Annotated in this window: 13 protein-coding genes; 7 read left to right on the top strand and 6 right to left on the bottom strand. The window is 70.2% G+C overall.

What is annotated here, in order from left to right; all coding sequences use genetic code 11:
* Positions 1-51: 51 nt before the first annotated feature.
* Positions 52-723, top strand: coding sequence for a response regulator (locus IE273_RS09880; protein WP_189814777.1), 672 nt, complete (start codon positions 52-54; stop codon positions 721-723).
* Between the two features lie 99 nt (positions 724-822).
* Here IE273_RS09880 and IE273_RS09875 read toward each other — a convergent pair whose 3' ends face one another.
* The 3 genes from IE273_RS09875 to metH all read right to left on the bottom strand — a co-directional run bounded on the left by IE273_RS09875 (position 823) and on the right by metH (position 7,187).
* Positions 823-2,427, bottom strand: a complete 1,605-nt coding sequence (locus IE273_RS09875) for an ABC transporter substrate-binding protein (RefSeq protein ID WP_058079923.1) — start codon at positions 2,425-2,427, stop codon at positions 823-825.
* 433 nt (positions 2,428-2,860) lie between these two features.
* Positions 2,861-3,562: an HAD family hydrolase gene (locus IE273_RS09870; RefSeq protein ID WP_189814776.1), complete on the bottom strand. Its 702-nt coding sequence runs from the start codon at positions 3,560-3,562 to the stop codon at positions 2,861-2,863.
* Positions 3,563-3,674: 112 nt separating this feature from the next.
* Positions 3,675-7,187, bottom strand: coding sequence for a methionine synthase (gene metH / locus IE273_RS09865; protein WP_189814775.1), 3,513 nt, complete (start codon positions 7,185-7,187; stop codon positions 3,675-3,677).
* 279 nt (positions 7,188-7,466) lie between these two features.
* Here metH and IE273_RS09860 point away from each other — a divergent pair, with 279 nt between their 5' ends.
* From IE273_RS09860 to IE273_RS09835, 6 genes are all read left to right on the top strand, one after another.
* A complete protein-coding gene (locus tag IE273_RS09860; RefSeq protein ID WP_189814773.1) occupies positions 7,467-8,231 on the top strand; it encodes an IclR family transcriptional regulator in 765 nt (254 codons plus the stop codon).
* Positions 8,232-8,587: 356 nt separating this feature from the next.
* On the top strand, positions 8,588-9,382 hold the full coding sequence (locus IE273_RS09855; protein WP_189814771.1) for an MIP/aquaporin family protein: 795 nt from the start codon (positions 8,588-8,590) through the stop codon (positions 9,380-9,382).
* A 91-nt stretch (positions 9,383-9,473) separates the two neighbouring features.
* Positions 9,474-11,012 (top strand): glycerol kinase GlpK, encoded by a 1,539-nt coding sequence (gene glpK, locus IE273_RS09850; RefSeq protein ID WP_189814770.1) that lies wholly within the window; start codon positions 9,474-9,476, stop codon positions 11,010-11,012.
* 47 nt (positions 11,013-11,059) lie between these two features.
* Positions 11,060-12,676 (top strand): glycerol-3-phosphate dehydrogenase/oxidase, encoded by a 1,617-nt coding sequence (locus tag IE273_RS09845; RefSeq protein WP_189814769.1) that lies wholly within the window; start codon positions 11,060-11,062, stop codon positions 12,674-12,676.
* Between the two features lie 161 nt (positions 12,677-12,837).
* A complete protein-coding gene (locus IE273_RS09840) occupies positions 12,838-13,509 on the top strand; it encodes a FadR/GntR family transcriptional regulator (RefSeq protein WP_189814768.1) in 672 nt (223 codons plus the stop codon).
* 141 nt (positions 13,510-13,650) lie between these two features.
* Complete coding sequence (locus IE273_RS09835; RefSeq protein WP_014671710.1) at positions 13,651-14,571, top strand: PAC2 family protein; 921 nt, start codon at positions 13,651-13,653, stop codon at positions 14,569-14,571.
* Between the two features lie 149 nt (positions 14,572-14,720).
* On the opposite strand, the gene mshC is transcribed toward IE273_RS09835, so the two are convergent.
* The 3 genes from mshC to IE273_RS09820 form a co-directional block, all read right to left on the bottom strand.
* Positions 14,721-15,950 carry a cysteine--1-D-myo-inosityl 2-amino-2-deoxy-alpha-D-glucopyranoside ligase gene (mshC, locus tag IE273_RS09830; protein WP_189814767.1) on the bottom strand — a complete coding sequence of 410 codons (1,230 nt, stop codon included), beginning with the start codon at positions 15,948-15,950 and terminating at the stop codon, positions 14,721-14,723.
* A 93-nt stretch (positions 15,951-16,043) separates the two neighbouring features.
* On the bottom strand, positions 16,044-16,868 hold the full coding sequence (locus IE273_RS09825) for an SCO1664 family protein (protein WP_189814766.1): 825 nt from the start codon (positions 16,866-16,868) through the stop codon (positions 16,044-16,046).
* On the bottom strand, positions 16,832-17,422 hold the full coding sequence (locus tag IE273_RS09820) for a DUF3090 domain-containing protein (RefSeq protein ID WP_189814765.1): 591 nt from the start codon (positions 17,420-17,422) through the stop codon (positions 16,832-16,834). Before IE273_RS09820 ends, IE273_RS09825 begins: the two co-directional genes overlap by 37 nt.
* Positions 17,423-17,508: the final 86 nt, after the last annotated feature.

Genomic DNA, 17,508 nt, shown 5'->3' with positions numbered 1-17,508 from the left:
CGGGACACGCCGGCAGGGCAGAATGGGGCCGGACTAGCGAAGGAGTGTCACGTGGCCATCCGTGTCCTACTGGTCGACGACCAGCCCCTGCTGCGTACCGGTTTCCGGATGATCCTGGAGGCCGAGCAGGACATCGCGGTCGTCGGCGAGGCCGGTGACGGCCTACAGGCCCTCGACCAGGTGCGCGCGTTGCAGCCCGATGTGGTGCTCATGGACATCCGGATGCCGCGGATGGACGGTGTGGAGGCCACCCGGCAGATCACCGGTCCCGGCCGGGACGGCCCGGCCAAGGTGCTGGTGCTGACCACGTTCGACCTGGACGAGTACGTGGTGGAGGCGCTGCGCGCCGGGGCCAGCGGCTTCCTGCTCAAGGACGCGCCCGCCAACGAGCTGGTGCAGGCGATCCGGGTGGTCGCGGCCGGCGAGGCCATGCTCGCGCCGAGCATCACCCGGCGGCTGCTCGACAAGTACGCCACGCATCTGCCGTCCGGTGAGGAGGCGGTGCCGGACACCCTGCACACCCTCACCGACCGCGAGGTGGAGGTCCTGAAGCTGGTGGCGCGCGGGCTGTCCAACGCCGAGATCGCGGCCGATCTGTTCGTCAGCGAGACGACCGTGAAGACGCATGTGGGCCATGTGCTCACCAAGCTGGGGCTCAGGGACCGAGTGCAGGCCGCGGTGTACGCGTACGAGAGCGGTCTGGTGCGCCCCGGCGCGCAGTAGGACGGGCAGGACGGTACGACGTCGAAGGCGCCCTCCCCAGGTGGGGGAGGGCGCCTTCGACGTACCGGGCGTCGGTTCTCACCGAGTGCCCAGGAGCCGTCAGTCGCTCGCTCCGCGGCCGAGCTCCCACAGCTGGAGTACCGAGGAGGAGTTGAGGGCGTAGGACACGCCCGTGATGCCGTTCCGTGCGGCGACGTACTGCTTGCCCTGCCACAGCGGCAGGATCGGGACGTCCTCGGCGAGGATGTCCTGGATCTGGGTCACGCTCTTGGAGGCGGCCAACCGGTCGGCCTCACGGCGGGACTGCGGGATCAGCGTGTGCTGGATGGTGGGGTTGCTGTAGGGGGAGCCGAGGATGTTGTCCTTGTCGAGGAAGGGCGCCAGGAAGTTGTCCGGGTCCGCGAAGTCGGGGAACCAACCCATGCCGTAGACGTCGTACTTGCCCTTCAGCTCGGAGGGCAGGAAGGTCTTCCAGGGGTGGCCCTGGACGGAGGCGTCGAACAGGCCGCTGTCGTTGAGCTGTTTCTGCAACACCTCGAACTCCTGCTTGGTGGCCGAGCCGTAGTGGTCGGTGGTGTAGTGCAGGGTCAGCTTGACCGGGGTGGTGATGCCGGCCTTGGTGAGCAGCGACTTGGCCTTGTCGACGCTGGGGTTGCCGTACTTGTTGAAGAACGAGTTGGAGTGGCCCGTGATGGTGGCGGGGACCAGCGAGTACAGCGGCTCGGCCTGGGTGCCGTAGACCTTGGAGACCAGCTCGTCACGGTTGATGAGCTGGGCCATGGCCTGGCGCACGGCCTTGGACTTGACGGTGGGCGCGTCGGTGTCGAAGCCCAGGTAGCGGATCTCCAGGCCGGGCATGTCGACCAGGTCGACGTTCTCGTCGGTGCCGGCGTCCAGCTTCTGGATCTGCGCGGGCGACATGGTGCGGATCATGACGTCGATGTCGCCTTTGTCGATCGCGGCGCCCATGGCGTCGGCGTCGGGGAAGGCGCGGATCTCGACCTTGTCGTTGTTCACCTCCAGGCTGCCCTTGTACGTGGGGTTCCTGGTGTAGGTGACCGTGGTGATCGTGTTGTTCTTGACGTCGGCCTTGAGGGTGTACGGGCCGGAGCCGTCGACCTCGAAGCCGTCGCGCAGCTTGTCCTTGGCGTAGCTCTCGGGGTCGAGGATGCCGGCGACCGGCGTGGAGAGCTTGTACGGGAAGGTGGCGTCTGCCGTCTTGAGGTGGAAGACGACCTCGCGGTCGCCTCGCGTCTCGATGGTGTCGATGGTGTTCAGCAGTGTGGCAACACCCGTGTCGGCCTTGATGCGCAGGACTCGCTCGATGGAGTACTTGACGTCCGCGGCCGTGACCGCGTCGCCGTTGGCGAACTTCAGGCCCTCCCGCAACTTGCAGGCGTAGCGCTCGCTGCCGCTATCAGTGAAGTTGCAGCTTTCGGCAGCCTCCGGCACCGGGCTTCCCTCGTTCTTGGGCACGATCATGAGGGTCTGCACCGTCGGACGCAGGATGTTCCAGGTGCTGGTGTCGTAGGTGTAGGCCGGGTCGAGGGGCGCCGGGGCTTCCTTGGTGGCCGTGAACTGGTCCGTGGTACCGACGACGATGGCGTCACCGCTCTTGCTCCCGCTGTCGGTTCCGCCGCACGCGGCGAGAACCGGGGTGAGCAGGCCGGCCACCGCCGGCAGCACCAAAGTCTTGCGGTTCATGCGGGAGTTTCTCCAGAGCTGTTCGGGTCCGTGTATCCGGCATGCAGGGGTGACGCGGCGGATCACGGGGGTTCTCGGCGATGTTCTCGCGACGAGATTAGTCCGCGCCCGCAGCCGGGTTCGCAGCCGCGTGAGTTGACCCCCCATCACGCAGTGGAACCGGCCGCGGACACACCGAAAACCCGACAGCGGCAGGATTAGTGCAGCTTCCCATCAATCGGGACACAAGGTCGCGCGGCAGCATCACGGGCAGGGCCGGTCAGCACACTTGGCCAACATTGTCGAGCCCCATCGGCGTGGGGAACGTCACACACCCAACTGTGCGGCCAGTCAGCGGAATTCGGCCGCGTCGCTCCCGGCGAATTCCCCTCGGGTGCACTTCCCCGGAAATGTGTCCAGCGCCGCCAATGACGTTAACACGCTGGGTGAACGGCTAGCGCATTTCCGTCATCAGGCCCCGCAGGAATGCCAGGTCGACCTCTTCCAGGGACGAGACGACGGTGCGTCCATCGGCCGGGCCGATGGGGGCCACGGAGGGGACGGCGACCACCCGGCAGCCCGCGGCCTCGGCGGCGGCGACGCCGGTGGCGGTGTCCTCGACCACGGCGCATCTGGCCGGATCCGCACCGAGTCCGGCGGCGGCGAGCAGGTACGGGTCCGGGAAGGGCTTGGTGCGGGAGACCTCGTCCCCGGCGATGGAGAGGGAGAAGTGGTGCGGCCCGAGCACGGACAGCACACGGTCGATGATGCGCCGGTGGGAGGCGGAGACCAGCGCCGTGGGGACGCCGTGCAGGTGCAGTTCGCCGAGCAGCCGGGAGGCGCCCGGCATCAGCGGCAGCGTGCGGCCGATCCGGTCCTCGAAGCCCTCGTTGAGCAGCACGCTGAGTTCCGCGAGGGTGATGTCGGCGCCGGTCGCCTCGATGAGGAAGCCGGCGCTGCGGGTCATGGGGCCGCCGACCACGACGTGCCGCCAGGAATCGTCCAGGGTGTGGCCGAGGGTGGCGAAGACCTCCACCTCGACGTCCCACCAGAAGCCCTCGGTGTCCACCAGGGTGCCGTCCATGTCGAGCAGCACCGCCTGAAGGGCGGAGCCTTCGGCTGTACGGGTTCCGAGCGCGGGGACCGTACTGGTCATCCGGGCGCACCTCCTTGAGGGACGACCAGGCCGGTTCCCGGGCGGGGAACCGGCCTGCAGTGGACCGACCAGTGTACGACTTGTCCGATCAGTCTGCTGGGTGAGACACGCCTCACCGTGCGTTGAAGTACTTCGCCTCCGGGTGGTGGATCACGATCGCGTCCGTGGACTGCTCGGGGTGGAGCTGGAACTCCTCGGACAGGTGGACACCGATCCGCTCCGGCTTGAGCAGTTCCGCGATCTTGGCCCGGTCCTCCAGGTCGGGGCAGGCGCCGTAGCCGAGGGAGAAACGGGCCCCCCGGTACTTCAGGTCGAACATGTCCTCGATGGCGGCCGGGTCCTCCCCGCCGAAGCCGAGTTCGGCGCGCACGCGGGCGTGCCAGTACTCGGCGAGGGCCTCGGCCAACTGGACGGACAGGCCGTGCAGTTCGAGGTAGTCGCGGTAGGCGTTGGCCTCGAAGAGCTTCGCCGTCTCCGCGCCGATGCGCGAGCCGACGGTGACGACCTGGAGGCCGACGACGTCCGTCTCGCCCGACTCCTCCGGGCGGAAGAAGTCGGCCAGGCACAGGCGCCGGCCGCGGCGCTGGCGCGGGAAGGTGAAGCGGGTGCGCTCGTTGCCCTGGTCGTCCAGGATGATCAGGTCGTCGTCCTTGGACACGCAGGGGAAGTAGCCGTGGACGACGGCCGCTTCCAGGAGGTTCTCGGTCTGGAGCCGGTCGAGCAGGCCGCGCAGCCGGGGCCGGCCCTCGGTCTCGACCAGTTCATCGTACGTCGGGCCCTCGCCGGTGCGGGCCTGCTTCAGGCCCCACTGGCCCTTGAACAGGGCGCCCTCGTCCAGCCAGCTCGCGTACTCCTTGAGCTGGATGCCCTTGACGACCCGGGTGCCCCAGAACGGCGGCTCGGGGATCGGGTTGTCGGTGGCGACGTCGGAGCGGACGTGGCCCTCCTCCGGGCGCTCCTCGACCTCCACGGCGGCGGCCCGCACCCGGCGCTGCCTCAGCTCGGGCAGCTTCGCCCCGGGCACGCCCCGCTTGACGCCGATGAGGGCGTCCATCAGGCGCAGGCCCTCGAAGGCGTCGCGGGCGTAGCGGACCTCGCCCTCGTAGATCTCGTGCAGGTCCTGTTCGACATAGGCCCGGGTGAGGGCGGCGCCGCCGAGGATGACCGGGAAGCGGGCGGCGAGGCCGCGCTGGTTCAGCTCCTCCAGGTTCTCCTTCATGATCACCGTGGACTTCACCAGGAGTCCGGACATGCCGATGACGTCGGCCCGGTGTTCCTCGGCCGCCTCCAGGATCGCGGAGACCGGCTGCTTGATGCCCAGGTTGACGACGTTGTAGCCGTTGTTGGACAGGATGATGTCGACGAGGTTCTTGCCGATGTCGTGCACGTCGCCGCGCACGGTCGCGAGCACGATCGTGCCCTTGCCCTCGGCGTCCGACTTCTCCATGTGCGGTTCGAGGTAGGCGACGGCTGCCTTCATGACCTCGGCGGACTGGAGGACGAAGGGCAGCTGCATCTGGCCGGAGCCGAACAGCTCGCCGACGACCTTCATGCCGTCCAGCAGGGTCTCGTTGACGATGTCGAGCGCCGGGCGGTCCTGGAGCGCCTGGTCCAGGTCGGCTTCCAGGCCGTTGCGCTCGCCGTCGATGATGCGGCGCTTGAGCCGCTCCTCCAGGGGCAGCGCGGCCAGTTCCTCGGCCTTGCCGGCCTTCAGGGACTTCGCCGTGGCGCCCTCGAAGAGCTGCATGAGCTTCTGGAGGGGGTCGTAGCCCTCGGCGCGGCGGTCGTGGATCAGGTCGAGGGCGGTGGCGACCTCTTCCTCGCTGAACCGGGCGATCGGCAGGATCTTGGAGGCGTGCACGATCGCCGAGTCCAGGCCGGCCTTGACGCACTCGTCCAGGAAGACGGAGTTCAGCAGGATGCGGGCGGCCGGGTTGAGGCCGAAGGAGATGTTCGACAGACCCAGCGTGGTCTGCACCGCCGGATGGCGCCGCTTCAGCTCGCGGATCGCCTCGATGGTGGCGATGCCGTCCTTGCGGGACTCCTCCTGACCGGTGCAGATGGTGAAGGTCAGGGTGTCGATGAGGATGTCCTCCTCGTGGATGCCCCAGTTCCCGGTCAGGTCGGCGATCAGCCGTTCGGCGATCTCGACCTTCTTCTCCGGGGTGCGGGCCTGGCCCTCCTCGTCGATGGTGAGCGCGATGAGCGCGGCGCCGTGCTCCCGCGCCAGCCGCGTGACCTTGGCGAACCGGGAGTCGGGGCCGTCGCCGTCCTCGTAGTTCACCGAGTTGATCACCGCGCGACCGCCCAGCTTCTCCAGGCCGGCCTCGATGACGTCGACCTCGGTGGAGTCCAGGACGATCGGCAGGGTGGAGGCGGTGGCGAAGCGGCCGGCCAGTTCCTCCATGTCGGCGACGCCGTCCCGGCCGACGTAGTCCACGCACAGGTCGAGCAGGTGCGCGCCCTCGCGGATCTGCTCCCGGGCCATCTCCACACAGTCGTCCCAGCGGCCCTCCAGCATGGCCTCGCGGAACTTCTTGGAGCCGTTGGCGTTGGTGCGCTCGCCGATGGCCAGGTAGGAGGTGTCCTGGCGGAACGGCACCGACTGGTAGAGGGAGGCGGCGCCCGGCTCGGGGCGCGGGTCGCGCTCGGGCGGGGTGAGGTCCCGCACCCGCTCCACGACCTGGCGCAGGTGCTCGGGGGTGGTGCCGCAGCAGCCGCCGATGAGGGAGAGGCCGTAATCGCGTACGAAGTTCTCCTGGGCGTCCGCCAGGCCCTCGGCGTCGAGCGGGAAGTGGGCACCGTCCTTGGTGAGGATGGGCAGGCCCGCGTTCGGCATGCACAGCAGCGGGATGCGGGAGTGCCGGGTGAGGTAGCGCAGGTGCTCGCTCATCTCGGCCGGGCCGGTCGAGCAGTTCAGGCCGATCATGTCGATGCCGAGCGGCTCCAGCGCGGTGAGCGCGGCGCCGATCTCGGAGCCGAGCAGCATGGTGCCGGTGGTCTCGAAGGCCATCGAGCAGAGCAGCGGGACCTCGGTGCCGAGGCGCTCCATGGCCCGCCGGGCGCCCAGGATGGAGGCCTTGGTCTGGAGCAGGTCCTGGGTGGTCTCGACGATCAGGGCGTCGGCGCCGCCGGTGAGCAGGCCCTCGGCGTTCGCCTGGAAGCCGTCCCGGATGGTGGTGAACCCGATGTGGCCGAGCGTGGGCAGCTTGGTGCCGGGGCCGATGGAGCCGAGGACCCAGCGGGGCCGGCCGTCGCGGGCGGAGAACTCGTCCGCGGTCTCCCGGGCGATACGGGCGCCGGCCTCGGAGAGTTCGTGGACCCGGTCGGCGATGTCGTACTCCGCCATGGCCGCGTGGTTGGCCCCGAAGGTGTTGGTCTCGACGCAGTCGACGCCCACGGCGAAGTACGCCTCGTGGACGGAGCGGACGATGTCGGGGCGGGTGATGTTGAGGACCTCGTTGCAGCCTTCGAGGTTCTGGAAGTCCTCAAGGGTGGGCTCCTGGGCCTGGAGCATCGTGCCCATGGCTCCGTCGGCGACCACCACTCGGGTGGCGAGTGCCTCACGGAGCGCGGACACACGGGTCCGGCTGTCGGCGGAAGGGGACGTTGGCAACGAGGCCATGTAAGGGCTCCCTGGAATGCGACGGCTGTCGGCTATGCGGCTGCCCGGACCGGCCGGACTGCCGCACGGCGCCAGAGTAACCGGAGTGGGCTTGGATGGGCAGCGGCGTCCACGAGACGGACGCGAATGGCCCGTGTGTCACGCACGGATCCCGTGTGATGTAACAGGTGCCGTCCGACCATTAGCGGGAGGTCGGCATGGACCGGTAGTGTTCGACATTGCCGAACGGTGATTTCCAAACGCACCGCGGCAGTCGAAGGGGACGGAGGCAGGACGGCGATGGCACGGAACATCCAGTCGCTCGAACGGGCGGCGGCGATGCTGCGGCTGCTCGCGGGCGGCGAGCGGCGGCTCGGCCTGTCGGACATCGCCTCGTCACTGGGCCTCGCCAAGGGCACCGCCCACGGCATCCTGCGCACCCTCCAGCAGGAGGGGTTCGTGGAGCAGGACGACACCTCCGGGCGCTACCAGCTGGGCGCGGAGCTGCTGCGCCTCGGCACGACCTATCTCGACGTGCACGAACTGCGCGCGCGGGCGCTGGTGTGGACCGACGACCTGGCCAGGTCCAGCGGGGAGAGCGTGTACCTGGGCGTCCTGCACCAGCAGGGCGTCCTGATCGTGCACCACGTCTTCCGGCCCGACGACAGCCGGCAGGTGCTGGAGATCGGGGCCATGCAGCCGCTGCACTCCACGGCCCTGGGCAAGGTGCTGTCCGCCTACGACCCGGTCGCGCACAGCGAGGCGCTGGACACCGAGCGGAAGGCCTTCACGGACCGCACGGTGTGCGACCCCGGCGACTTCGAGCACCTCCTCGACGTCACGCGCGCGCGTGGGTACGCGGCCGACGTGGAGGAGACCTGGGAGGGCGTGGCGTCGATCGCCGCGCCCATCCACGACCGGCGCCGGATGCCGGTGGGCGCGGTCGGCATCACCGGCGCGGTGGAGCGGCTGTGCCGGGAGGGCGAGCTGCGCCCGGAGCTGATCGCCGCGGTGCGCGACTGCGCCCGCGCGGTCTCCCGCGATCTGGGCGCCGGGCGGTTCTGACCGCGGGCGCGAGCGGGTAACCGACGGAACCGGGACGACCGGAACGCCAGGCGGCGTTCCGGTCGTCGATCTACCCTGAAATCGGCAAAAACGGCTAGATCGTACGTCCGTGCACGAACGTTGATAACGCGCAGCGATCAATAACGATCCTGTTTTCGATAACAGAACTCTTGACTCACGTGTAACGCCGAAGCGAGACTCCCGTCCATCGGTCGGCATTGTCGAACACCTTCCGGCAATACGCGCTAGAGTGTGACAACGCCAAGGGCCGGCATCGCTCTCACCCCGAGGGCGCCAGAACCCCCGCTGGGACCGGGGTTCGGCTTACCCCTGGACGAAGGACAAAGGAGTCGCGGGTGTCCAGCTCCGACATCTTCATCGGCGAGACCATCGGTACCGCCATACTCATCCTGCTCGGCGGCGGCGTCTGCGCCGCCGTGACGCTGAAGGCCTCCAAGGCCCGTAACGCCGGTTGGCTCGCCATCGCCTTCGGGTGGGGCTTCGCCGTCATGACGGCCGTCTACATCTCCGGACCGCTGTCCGGCGCCCACCTCAACCCGGCCGTCACCGTCGCCCTGGCCATCAAGGACGGCGACTGGAGCAACGTTCCGACCTACTTCGCCGGCCAGCTGCTCGGCGCGATGATCGGCGCGGCCCTGGTGTGGGTCACCTACTACGGCCAGTTCTACGCGCACCTGACCGACAAGGAGATCGTCGGCGGTCCGGGCGCGCAGGCCACGGCGGCCAAGGCGGTCGAGGCCGAGGAGCAGGGCGCCGGCCCGGTGCTCGGCATCTTCTCCACCGGCCCGGAGATCCGGAACGCGGTGCAGAACCTCGCCACGGAGATCATCGGCACGGTCGTGCTGATCCTCGCGGTCCTCACCCAGGGCCTGAACGACAAGGGCAACGGCCTCGGCGTCCTCGGCGGTCTGATCACCGCGCTCGTGGTCGTGTCGATCGGTCTGTCGCTCGGCGGCCCGACGGGTTACGCGATCAACCCGGCCCGTGACCTGGGCCCGCGCATCGTGCACGCCCTGCTGCCCCTGCCCAACAAGGGCGGTTCCGACTGGAGCTACGCCTGGATCCCGGTGGTCGGTCCGCTGATCGGCGGCGCCATCGGTGCAGGCATCTACAACGTCGCCTTTGCTTGAGAAGCCTCTTGAGAAGCCTGACGAAGCACCGAGTCTTCGAGCACGCGCCGTACGTACAGCCCCATCACCACGGATCTTCCAGGAGCACACAGTGACCGACGCCCACACCGCAGGCCCCTTCATCGCCGCGATCGACCAGGGCACGACCTCCTCGCGCTGCATCGTCTTCGACCGGGACGGCCGCATCGTCTCCGTCGACCAGAAGGAGCACGAGCAGATCTTCCCGAAGCCGGGCTGGGTCGAGCACAACGCCAACGAGATCTGGACCAACGTCCAGGAAGTCGTCGCCGGCGCCATCGCCAAGGCCGGCATCACCCGGGACGACATCAAGGCAATCGGCATCACCAACCAGCGCGAGACCACCGTGCTGTGGGACAAGAACACCGGTGAGCCCGTCCACAACGCCATCGTCTGGCAGGACACCCGCACCGACGCGCTCTGCAAGGAGCTGGGCCGCAACGTCGGCCAGGACCGCTTCCGCCGCGAGACGGGCCTGCCGCTGGCCTCCTACTTCGCCGGTCCCAAGGCCCGTTGGCTGCTCGACAACGTCGAGGGCCTGAAGGAGCGCGCCGAGGCCGGTGACATCCTCTTCGGCACCATGGACACCTGGGTCATCTGGAACCTGACCGGCGGTGTCAACGGCGGCAAGCACGTGACCGACGTCACCAACGCCTCCCGCACCCTCCTCATGAACCTGCACACGATGCAGTGGGACGAGAAGATCTGCGAGTCCATCGGCGTGCCGGAGCAGATCCTGCCCGAGATCCGCTCCTCCGCCGAGGTCTACGGCGAGATCACGGGCGGCAAGCTCGGCGACCTGCTCGGCGGCATCCCGGTCGCCTCCGCGCTCGGCGACCAGCAGGCGGCCCTGTTCGGCCAGACCTGCTTCTCCGAGGGCGAGACCAAGTCGACCTACGGCACCGGCACCTTCATGGTGATGAACACCGGCAGCAAGATCATCAACTCCTACGCCGGTCTGCTGACCACCGTCGGCTACAAGATCGGCGACCAGCCGACGGTCTACGCCCTGGAGGGCTCGATCGCCGTCACCGGCTCGCTGGTGCAGTGGATGCGCGACCAGATGGGCCTGATCTCCACCGCGGCCGAGATCGAGACGCTCGCGCTCTCGGTCGAGGACAACGGCGGCGCCTACTTCGTGCCGGCCTTCTCCGGCCTGTTCGCCCCGCACTGGCGCTCCGACGCCCGCGGTGTGATCGCCGGCCTGACCCGGTACGTCACCAAGGCGCACCTCGCGCGCGCCGTCCTGGAGGCCACCGCCTGGCAGACCCGGGAGATCGCCGACGCCATGGTCAAGGACTCCGGCGACGAGCTGGTGACCCTGAAGGTCGACGGCGGCATGACCGCCAACAACCTGCTGATGCAGACCCTCGCCGACGTCCTCGACGCACCGGTGGTGCGCCCGATGGTCGCCGAGACCACCTGCCTCGGCGCCGCCTACGCCGCCGGTCTCGCCGTCGGCTTCTGGAACAGCACCGACGACCTGCGCGCCAACTGGCGCCGGGCCGCCGAGTGGACCCCCCGCATGGACGCGGAGACCCGCGCCCGTGAGTACAAGAACTGGCTCAAGGCCGTCGACCGGACCATGGGCTGGCTCGAAGACGAGAGTTGAGCGGCCCTTCCGGCTCAGCCATCTCTGACGAGGAGTAAGTACCCGACATGACCAGTCAGTCCACCCTGCAGACCGTGCCCGCCCTGGGAACGCACCCGGCTTCCGGTTCCAACCCGAGCCGGGCCGAGACCAGGGAGCAGCTCGCCAAGGCGTCGTACGACCTTCTTGTGATCGGCGGCGGCATCCTGGGCATCTCCACCGCCTGGCACGCCGCGCAGTCCGGCCTCAGGGTGGCGCTGGTCGACGCCGGCGACTTCGCCGGCGCCACCTCCTCCGCCTCCTCCAAGCTGCTCCACGGCGGTCTGCGCTACCTCCAGACCGGCGCGGTGAAGCTCGTGGCGGAGAACCACTTCGAGCGCCGTGCGGTCTCCCGCCAGGTGGCCCCCCACCTGGCGAACCCGCTCACCTTCTACCTCCCCGTGTACAAGGGCGGGCCGCACGGCGCGGCGAAGCTCGGCGCGGGCGTCTTCGCCTACTCCGCGCTCTCCGCGTTCGGCGACGGCGTCGGCCACCTGCTCTCCCCCGCCAAGGCGGCGCAGGACGTGCCCGAGCTGCGCACCGAGAACCTCAAGGCCGTGGCCGTCTACGGCGACGACCAGATGAACGACGCCCGCATGGCGCTGATGACGGTCCGCGCGGCCGTCGAGGCGGGCGCGGTCGTCCTCAACCACGCGGAGGTCACCGGGCTGCGCTTCACCAGGGGCCGGGTCACCGGCGCCGATCTCAGGGACCGGCTGTCCGGCGACGAGTTCGGCGTCAACGCCCGCCTGGTGCTGAACGCGACCGGCCCCTGGGTCGACCACCTGCGCCGGATGGAGGACCCGAGCGCGGCGCCGTCCATCCGTCTGTCCAAGGGCGCGCACCTGGTCCTGAAGCGGACGTCTCCGTGGAAGGCCGCGCTCGCGACGCCCATCGACAAGTACCGCATCACCTTCGCCCTCCCCTGGGAGGACATGCTGCTGCTCGGCACCACCGACGAGGAGTACGAGGGCGACCCGGCGGATGTCGGGGTCAACGAGAAGGACATATCCCAGATCCTGGACGAGGCCGCGTTCTCCGTCCGGGACCAGCAGCTCCAGCGCGACCTCATCACCTACGCGTTCGCCGGTCTGCGGGTACTGCCGGGCGGCCCCGGCGACACCGCCAAGGCCAAGCGCGAGACCGTGGTGACCGAGGGCAGGGGCGGCATGCTGTCCGTCGCGGGCGGCAAGTGGACGACGTTCCGCCACATCGGCCGGACGATCATGAAGAAGCTGGAGGCGCTGCCGGGTCACCCGCTCGGCGACGACTTCGAGCCGATCTCCTCGCTGCCGAAGAAGCTGCCGCTGCCCGGTGTCGCCAACCCGCGCGCGGTCGCCCACCGGCTGCTGGTGGACGGTCCGGCCCCGGGTCCGCGCATGGGCGCCGACACCGCCAAGCACCTGGCCACCCACTACGGCTCCCTGGCCTTCGACATCGCCCGCCTGGCGAACGAGAACCCGGAGCTGGCCGGGCGCGTCCACCCCGACGCCCCGGAGATCTGGGCGCAGGTCGTCTGGGCCCGTGACCACGAGTGGGCCGAGACGGCGGACGACGTGCTGCGCCGCCGCACCACGCTGACCATCCGGGGCCTGGACACGGACGAGGTCCGCGCCAAGGTCCAGGACCTGCTGGACGAGAAGTAGCAGCGGGCTCGCACAGACGGTCCAGGACACCTGAGGGGCGGCCCCACGCCGATGGGGCCGCCCCTTCCCGCTTCCCCGTGCGCCGGAACGCCCTCCGCGGCCCGGCGGCGCCGCCGCATAATGTGCTGACATCCGATGTCTGGGGCGACAGGAGGCCGGCCGTGGCAGTCACCGACGAGGCGATCGAGAAGATCAAGGGCATGATCGTCTCCGGTGCGCTGCGCCCGGGCGACCGGCTGCCCAAGGAGAGTGAGCTGGCCGCCGAGCTGGGCCTGTCCCGCAACTCCCTGCGGGAGGCTGTACGCGCCCTGTCGCTGATCCGGATCCTCGACGTACGGCAGGGCGACGGCACCTATGTCACCAGCCTCGATCCGCAGCTGCTGCTGGAGGCGATGAGCTTCGTCGTGGACTTCCACCGCGACGACACCGTGCTGGAGTTCCTGGCCGTGCGCCGCATCCTGGAGCCGGCCGCGACCGCGCTGGCGGCCCCCCGGATCGAGCCCGGGCAACTGGACGCGCTGGAGGCCCAGTTGGACGCGCTGGGCGCGGAGCCGTCGGTGGAGCAACTGGTCGCGGCCGACCTGGAGTTCCACCGGAGCATCGTGCAGAGCGCTGGGAACTCGGTGCTGTGCTCGCTGCTGGACGGGCTGTCGGGGCCCACCACCCGGGCCCGGATCTGGCGGGGGCTCACCCAGGAGGACGCCGTCGGCCGCACCCTGCGCGAGCACCGGGCGATCCTGGGCGCGCTGCGCGACCGGGACGCGGAGGCGGCGCGCTCCTGGGCGACCGTGCACATCGCGAGCGTGGAGCAGTGGCTGCGGTCCACTCTGTGAGTTCGGCTGCCCGCGCGTGTTCCGCGGTGGTGAACGGGGCAGTGATCCGTTCACTCCCCCACGCAAGGGGGCTGCGGGCGCCCCCGCCGGACGCCGTAAGGTTGGTGAGTCAAGCGAGGGCACGTCGGAAGGAGGCACTGGGTGATCGAGCTGGAGGGGGTTCCCGAGCTGATCGACCCAGTCATGGTGGCCGCGTTCGAGGGCTGGAACGATGCCGGCGACGCCGCCTCCACGGCGGTCGCGCATCTGGAACGCGAATGGAAGGGCGAGGTGTTCGCGGCGCTGGACGCCGAGGACTACTACGACTTCCAGGTGAACCGCCCCACGGTGTTCATGGACGGCGGTGTGCGCAAGATCACGTGGCCGACCACGAGGTTGTCGGTGGTCCGCGTCGGCGGTGAGAAACCGCGCGACCTGGTGCTGGTCCGGGGCATCGAACCGTCCATGCGCTGGCGTTCGTTCTGCAACGAGCTGCTGGGTTTCGCGCACGAGCTCGGAGTGGAGCTGGTGGTCATCCTGGGTGCCCTGCTCGGGGACACCCCGCACACGCGTCCGGTGCCGGTCAGCGGGGTCACGTCCGACCCGGACCTGGCCCGCCGGATGGACCTGGAGGAGACCAAGTACGAGGGCCCGACGGGCATCGTCGGTGTCCTTCAGGAGGCGTGCACGCACGCGGGCGTCCCGGCGGTCTCGCTGTGGGCGGCCGTACCGCACTACGTCTCCCAGCCGCCCAACCCGAAGGCGACGCTGGCGCTGCTGAACCGCCTGGAGGACCTGCTCGACCTGCGCATCCCGCAGGGCGAGCTGCCCGAGGACGCGCGGGCCTGGCAGGTGGGCGTGGACCAGCTCGCCGCCGAGGACAGCGAGGTCGCCGAGTACGTGCAGACGCTGGAGGAGGCCCGGGACACCGCGGAGCTGCCGGAGGCGTCCGGTGAGGCGATCGCCCGGGAGTTCGAGCGGTACCTGCGGCGCCGGGACGTGGGCCCTCCGGGCGGGAAGCCGAGGCCTCCGGCGGCCGGGGGCATGCCCAAGGACGAGGACGAGGACAACCCGGAGGACTGAGCGTACGGCGAAGGGGCGGTTCCCTCACGGGAAGCGCCCCTTCTTCGTGGTGCCGACGCCTCAGGCGGTCCCGCTCGGGGTCCGTCGGGCGTCCGCGGGTCCGTCGCGGCCGGTCGCGCGGTTCCCCCGCGCCCCCGACGGAGCGGTGCCTAGAGAGCCACTCCCAGCAGCGCGTCCACCGCGCGCGTCACCAGGCCGGGGGCGCCGGTGTCGGTGCCGCCCTCCTGCTCCTGGCGGGCCGCCCAGCGGTCGACGGCGGCGAGTGCGGCGGGGGCGTCCAGGTCGTTCGCCAGGGCCTCGCGGACCTCTTCCACCAGCGCGTCGGCGGAGGGGCCGTCGGGGCGGGAGACGGCCGCGCGCCAGCGGCCGAGGCGGGCGACGGCGTCCTGGAGGACCTGGTCGGTCCACTCCCAGTCGGCGCGGTAGTGGTGGGCCAGCAGCGCGAGGCGGACGGCCGCGGGGTCGACGCCGTCACGGCGCAGCGCGGAGACGAAGACCAGGTTGCCCTTGGACTTCGACATCTTCTCGCCGTCCAGGGCGACCATGCCGGCGTGCACGTACGCCTTGGCCATGGGGAACTCGCCGGTGAGCACCTGGGCGTGCGAGGCGCCCATCTCGTGGTGCGGGAAGGCGAGGTCGGAGCCGCCGCCCTGAACGTCGAAGCCCATGCCGAGGTGGTCGAGGGCGATGGCCACGCACTCGATGTGCCAGCCGGGCCGGCCCCGGCCGAGGGAGCCGCCGTCCCAGCTGGGCTCGCCGGGCCGGGCCGCCATCCACAGCATCGGGTCGACCGGGTTCTTCTTGCCCGGGCGGTCCGGGTCGCCGCCGCGCTCGGCGGACAGCAGCCGCATGGCGGCGGCGTCCAGGTTCGAGACCTTGCCGAAGTTCGGGTCGGACTCGACGGAGAAGTAGATGTCACCCTCCAGCTCGTAGGCCGCGCCGAGGTCGCGCAGCCGCTCCACGAGCGGGACGATGCCGGGTATCGCCTCGACGGCGCCTATGTAGTGCCGCGGCGGGAGCATCCGCAGGGCGGTCATGTCCTCGCGGAAGAGGGCGGTCTCCTTCTCGGCGAGGGCGACCCAGTCGACGCCGTCCCGGTCCGCCCGCTCCAGCAGCGGATCGTCGACGTCCGTGACGTTCTGGACGTAGTGGACCTGCCGCTTGGTGTCGAGCCACACGCGCTGAACCAGGTCGAACGCGTTGTAGGTCGCCGCATGACCCATGTGGGTCGCGTCGTACGGGGTGATGCCGCAGACGTAGATGCGGGCGACGGGACCGGGGTCGAGGGTGACCAGGCCGCCGGTCGCGGTGTCGTGGATCCTCAGGTCGCGGCCCTGACCAGGCAGGGCGGGGACCTCGGAAGCGGGCCAGGCATGCATGTACATGAGCCTAACCGGCGCCGAGCTGCGTATACGAACGGGATCGGGCTGGATGGCCGGTTCCGCGGTCTTGTACCTCGGCGCCGGATGTGCTCACACGGGCGGCCAGGGGATGGCGGGCCACTCCCCGCTCGGCTCCGGGTGCAGGCCCGAGGTGAGCAGCGCGTCGACACGCGCGCGTGTGGCGTCGATCTCGGCCGCCGTGATCAGTGCGGCCAGCCGGCGGCCCAGTTCGCCCTCCAGGCCGTCCCGCAGCCCCTTCAGGACGTCGACGGCCTCCGGGGTGAGGGGTTCCCCGGCCCAGCCCCACAGCAGGGTGCGCAGCTTGTTCTCGACGTTGAAGGTGACGCCGTGGTCGATGCCGTACAGCCGGCCCTCGGCGGTGGGCAGCAGGTGGCCACCCTTGCGGTCGGCGTTGTTGATCACCGCGTCCAGGACGGCGAGCCGGCGCAGCCGCTCGTCGTCGGCGTGCACCAGCAGGGCGGTGCGGTCCTCGCCGACCTCGGCGAACCCGATCGCCTTCCAGCCCGGCTCCGGCTCCTCGCCGTCGACCAGGGCGAGCAGCTCCGCCTCGGGGTGGACGTCGATCCACAGCTGGCACATGCCCTCGCCGTACGGCCCGTCGCGCAGCACGGTGGGCGGCACGAGCCCCCAGCCGGTGGCCTCGGAGACCTCGTAGGCGGCCACCTCGCGGCCGGCGAGGGTGCCGTCGGGGAAGTCCCACAGGGGGCGCTCCCCGGCCACCGGCTTGTACACGCAAGAGGCGTCCCGGCCGTCCAGGGCGACCGTGCAGAACAGCGCCGCGTTGGACGCCTCGCGGATCCGGCCGCGCACGGTCAGCTCACCCCGCGCGAGCAGCTCGGCGGGGTTCGGATCGGCCGTCACGCTCCGCGGCGGTATCCGTTCTGGCGCGGACATACATGTCCTTCCGGATCGAGCGGGAGGCTGCACAGCGGGCACGGTGGCCGCCCGGCGTTGACGATGTCCAGGGCGCGCTTGGCGAAGGCCCGGGCCTGCGCGCCGGTCAGCCGGACCCGCAGCATCGGGGGTCCGTTCTCCTCGTCCTGGAGCAACCGCTCCTCGGCCTCGGCCAGGTCCTCCTCGGTGTCGGCCTCCAGCTCCACCAGGGCCTGCGCCTCGACGATCATGCGCTGTTCCTCGCCGTCCCAGGCCAGGGCCATGGTGCCGACGCGGAACTCCTCCTCGACGGGGGTCTCCAGCGGCGCGGTGTCGGCGATCTCGGAGGGGGCCACGGCGGGGACCGCGGCACTGCCGCCACTACGGCGTACGACCTCGTCGAGCAATTCGTCCATGCGCTCGGCGAGCGCGGCGACCTGGGTCTTCTCCAGGACCACGCTGGTCACCCGGGGGCCTGCGGTGGCCTGGAGGAAGAAGGTACGGCGCCCGGGCAGTCCGACCGTGCCGGCCACGAAGCGGTCCGGCTGGTCGTAGAGGAACACCTGACGGGACACGTCCTGTCTCCATTGATGTCGTGGTTTCGAGCGTTTCAGCGGTGCGGGCTGTGTGGACACGCGTTGGGGTGGGTCGCTTCACCCTA

The sequence above is a fragment of the Streptomyces olivaceoviridis genome, assembly GCF_014650115.1.
Taxonomy (GTDB): Bacteria; Actinomycetota; Actinomycetes; order Streptomycetales; family Streptomycetaceae; genus Streptomyces; species Streptomyces olivaceoviridis.
Note: the sequence above shows the minus strand (reverse complement) of the source record. Positions and strands in the feature narration are given on the sequence as shown.